Origin of the sequence: Paucibacter sp. XJ19-41, from assembly GCF_028462495.1 — a bacterium.
GTDB lineage: Bacteria > Pseudomonadota > Gammaproteobacteria > Burkholderiales > Burkholderiaceae_C > Roseateles_E.
In genome coordinates, this window is record NZ_JAQOWX010000208.1 from 1 (window position 1) to 4472 (window position 4472).

Below are 4472 nucleotides of genomic sequence, written 5' to 3' on the forward strand. Positions count from 1 at the left end.
GCGCGTCCCGAGCCGGTGGCCGCGGCGGCAGCGGCGGCCGAGGCGACCCGCCGTGTCGAGCTGCCCGATCTGCCGCTGGTGGCCGCGGTGCATGCCAGCCTGCAGGACGAGGTGCTGGACGAGCGCATGAGCCTGAGCGCCGCCAAGATCATCGTCGGCCGCGACGAGATCGAGGCCTTTGGCGATGCCAGCATGGGCGAGGTGATACGCCGCATGCCCAGCATCAGCTTTGCCGGCCCACCCGGCGAGAACAACGATGCGCGCATCCGCGGCCTGGCCAAGGAGTACACCCAGATCCTGATCGACGGCCAGCCGGTGCCGGGCCGCGACTTCGCGATTGACCAGATCCCGGCCCATCTGGTCGAGCGTCTGGAGATCATCCGCAGCACCACCGCCAATATCGACAACCAGGGCATTGCCGGCACCGTCAACATCATCCTGCGCAAGCCGCCGAAGGCGCGGACGATCAAGTGGAGCGCCGGTGCCGGGCTCATGCCCGATGCGCCGGGCGATGGCAAGTCTGCCAATCTGGGCCTGAGCCTGGGCGATGCGCTCGACGGTTTTCGCTACCAGTTCGATGCGCAGCTGCAGAACCGTTTCGGCCTGCGCAGCAAGGACCGGCGCGACTACAACAACGGTCTCGCGACCCTGAGCAACCGCGAGCAGGACATCGAGCTGCGAGAGCACCGCGAGGCCGCGCTGAGCGCCCGGCTGAGCTGGCGGCTCAATGCCCAGGACGAGTTCCGGCTCGACCCGCGCTACCCCTACTCGCGCGAGAACAAGGAGCGCGACCGCCTGAAGAAGGCCGAGCTCAGCGAGGCCGAGCGCATGGACCAGATCAAGACCCGGCAGTACGCCGGGCTCAATGGCCAGTGGCAGCGCGAGATTGGCAAGCAGCAGCGCTACACCCTGGGCTTCGGTCTGCAGGCCACCGACACCCAGACCGACAAGATCGAGCGCAAGGGCGCGGCCGGCCAGCCCTTCACGGCCTTGCCGGGTTTCATTAGCGGCGCCGACGAGCAGCAGGACGAACGCGGCCTGAGCCTGCGCGCCGCCACCCGCCAGCGCCTGGCCGGCGGCCATCTGCTGGACTTCGGGCTGGAGTACGCGCGCCTGGACTGGGCGCTGGACAAGCTGGGCTGGAAGAAGGAGAACCGCAGCGACATCGCATCCAGCCGCTTTCGCGTTCAGGAGGACAAGCTCTCGGCCTATGCCCAGGACGAGATCCTGATCGGCGAGCACCATGTGCTGACCCCGGGCCTGCGCCTGGAGCAGGTCAGCACCCGCAGCCAGGTCAACAGCGCCGGCAGCCAGCGCCGCGACCATCTGCAGCCCAGCCCCTCGCTGCACTGGCTCAGCAATGTCGACGCGGCCACCAACTGGCGCGCCAGCCTGACTCGCAGCATCCGCCGGCCCAAGTTCGAGGACCTGGCCGCGCTGACCGAGCTCTCCAGCGGCACCGTGGCCAACCCCGACAAGATCGGCAACCCGGCGCTGAAGCCCGAGACCGCCTGGGCGCTGGAGAGCAGCCTGGAGCGCTATTTCAACGAGCGCGCCGGCGTCGTCAGCGTCAATCTGTTCTACCGCCGGCTGCAGGACCTGATCGAAAAGCGGATCTTGCAGGACGCCGACAGCGGCCGCTATCTGCAGCAGCCGGTCAATGTGGAGCGCGCCACGACCTGGGGGCTGGAGTTCGACGGCTCCTACCGCTTCAGCCTCGGCGCCGTCCACGGCCTGCAGCTGCGCGGCAACTACAGCTGGCTGGACTCCCGGGTGCGCGATCCGCTGAGCGGCCGCGACCGGCCCATCAACGACCAGCCACGCCGCATCGTCAATGTCGGCCTCGACTACGAGTACAAGCCCGCCAAGCTCAAGCTCGGCGCCGCCTACAACGAGGTCGGCCGGCTGCAGAAGGTCGACGCGGTGGGCAGCCATCTGCGCGTGCAGCGCCAGCAGCCCTCGCGCTATCTGGACGCCTATCTGCTCTACGCGCTGAGTCCGCAGCTGCAGCTGCGCGTCAGCGCCAGCACTCTGCTGGAGGCCGAGAAGAACCGGCCCCGCGTCACGACCCGGCCGGACGGCAGCGTCGCGCTGTTCGAGCAGGAGGACGAGGCCTCGGCCCGTGCCTTCTTTGTGCGGCTGGAAGGCCGTTTCTGATCTGCATTGAGGAACCCCAAATGATGAACATCAAGCACCGACTCTCCCTGCTGGGCCTGGCCGCCGCGCTGTGCGCCGCCGCCCCGGCTTTTGCCCATGAAGACCTGAAGCTCAAGGCCTGGCTCACCAGCCAGCCGGCCAGCGCCACCTCGCCCTACGAGGACGCGCAGCTGCAGGCCCAGCTTGCCAACCTCTGGCAGGAGCTGGGTGAGGGTGCGCGGGCCGAGCGCCTGTTCGCGCAGTCGCGCCAGGCCTCGGCGGCGGTGCGCGAGCCCTATGTGCAGGACTTGCTGATGGGCCATCTGGCCAATGAACTGGCCTCGGGCGCGAGCTTCGAGCGCGCGCTGCAGACGCTGGACGCGGTGCGCGACGGCGAGGTCTGGGTCAAGACCGCCTGGAAGCTGGTCGGCAAGCTGGCCAAGGCCGGCCGCCGCGACGAGGCCACGGCCCTGCTCAAGCGCACCGAGGCCCGCGCCCAGACCACCGAGGAGCCGATGCTGCGCGCCGAGCTGCTGTCGGGCACCGGGGCCAGCTACCGCTATATCGACAAGGCCCATGGCGAGAACCTGGTCTACGAGGCCTATGGCATCGCCCAGATGCTGGCCGACCCCTATGAGCGTGCGCTGATGTACAACGAGACCGGCGCCCACCTGATGGACATCGGCCACCGCGAGCTGGCGCTGCAGGTGTTTGCCCAGGTCGAGCAGCGCCTGGTGCCGCAGATCAAGAGCCCGCTGCAGCAGGCCAAGGCCCTGGCCATGCTGGGCGGCGAGCAGGCCGAGAAGAACCTGCGCGAGCGCGCCGTCAGCGCGCTGGACCAGGGCCGCGCCATCGCGCTGCGCCTGCCTGAGGGGGAGGACCGCGCCGAGGTGCTCAGCGAGATCGCGCGCAACTATGGCCAGAGCCATCGCTTCGAGCCGGGCATCGCCACCGCCGAGGCCATTGCCGACCCCTACCACCGCATCGAGGGCCGCATCCGCATCGCCAAGAACATGGCGCGCACCGGCCACAAGGACGGCGCGCTNAGCCGGGCATCGCCACCGCCGAGGCCATTGCCGACCCCTACCACCGCATCGAGGGCCGCATCCGCATCGCCAAGAACATGGCGCGCACCGGCCACAAGGACGGCGCGCTGGCCCAGCTGGCCCTGGCCGAGACCGAGGCCCGCCAGGTGAGCAAGCCGCATCTGCGCGCCACCGTGCTGCGCAAGCTGGCCTCCGAGCACATCGCGCTGGGCGCCAAGCCGCATGCGCGGGCGCTGCTGGGCCAGGCCGAGGCGGCGATCGCCGCGCCAGCCCGCGTCGCCGGGGTGTGAAATCCCTGCTGCACCGCTGCCATGTCTGGCTGGGCGTGGCGGCCAGTCTGGTGCTGCTGCTGCTGTGCTTGAGCGGCAGCCTGGCGATGTTCCGGCTGGAGATCGGGCAGTGGGCGGCCGGCTCGGCCTCGCCCGGCGCGGCCGGTTGCGCCGGCGCCATCACGGCGGACCAGGCCTTCGAGGCCTTGCAGGCGCAGTCCGACGGCCGCTCGCCGATCCGCCGCCTCAGCCTGCCGGCGCTGACCGGGGGCCCGGACCTTGGCTATTACGAGCTGCGCTGGGCCGATGGCCGGCGCGCGATGCTCGATGGCTGCGGCCGCGTACTGGCCGGCAACCGCGCCCAGGTCGGCGATTTCCTGGTCAATCTGCACACCCGGCTCTTCATGGGCAAGCAAGGCCGCTGGATCGTCGGCGGCATCGGCGTGCTGATGCTGGCCTCGCTGATCAGCGGCCTGCTGGTGCACCGCAAGCTGCTGAGCCAGCTGTTCACCTTGCGGCTGGGCCGCCCCGGCCAGCGGCGCCTGGCCCTGTCCGACGGCCACAAGCTGCTAGGCCTGTGGCTGCTGCCTTTTCATCTGCTGACCGCCGTCACCGGCGCCTGGCTGGGCCTGGCCACGCTGATCGAGACCGGCCCGCCGGCCAAGGGCGTGCAGGCGCCCCGCGAGGCCCGCTACGAGCGGCCCGCCGTGCCGCTGGCGCCGCTGCTGGTGCACGCGGGTCAGGTCTTGCCCGGGCTGGAGCCGGTCTACATCGACTTCTTCCCCGAGCGCGGCCACCTCAGCCTGCGCGGCAATCTGCCCGGGCATCTGGTGCAGCGCTACAGCGCCGAGCTTCTGTTCGCCGGCGGCAGCGCGCAGCCGCGCCTGCTGGGCGTGCACGACCCGCGCCGGTTGGCCGCGTCGGCCTGGTGGCGCCAGGCCCTGATGCCGCTGCATATGGGCGACTGGCTGGGCGCGGGGGCCGGCGCCGTGCTGCGCTGGGCCTATGCACTGCTGGGCCT

At 70.5% G+C, this 4472-nt stretch carries 3 protein-coding genes; all 3 read left to right on the forward strand.

The features are described 5' to 3' along the window. Nucleotides 1-2157, forward strand: a 2157-nt coding sequence (locus PO768_RS27910; protein WP_272648659.1) for a TonB-dependent receptor plug domain-containing protein, incomplete at its 5' end; no start/stop codon positions are given. Between the two features lie 1102 nt (nucleotides 2158-3259). Continuing rightward, entirely contained in the window at nucleotides 3260-3472 is a 213-nt protein-coding gene (locus PO768_RS27915) for a hypothetical protein (protein WP_272648660.1), read from the forward strand. Further along, the coding region (locus PO768_RS27920) for a PepSY-associated TM helix domain-containing protein (protein WP_272648661.1) at nucleotides 3469-4472 on the forward strand (1004 nt) is incomplete at its 3' end. The genes PO768_RS27915 and PO768_RS27920, both read left to right, overlap by 4 nt.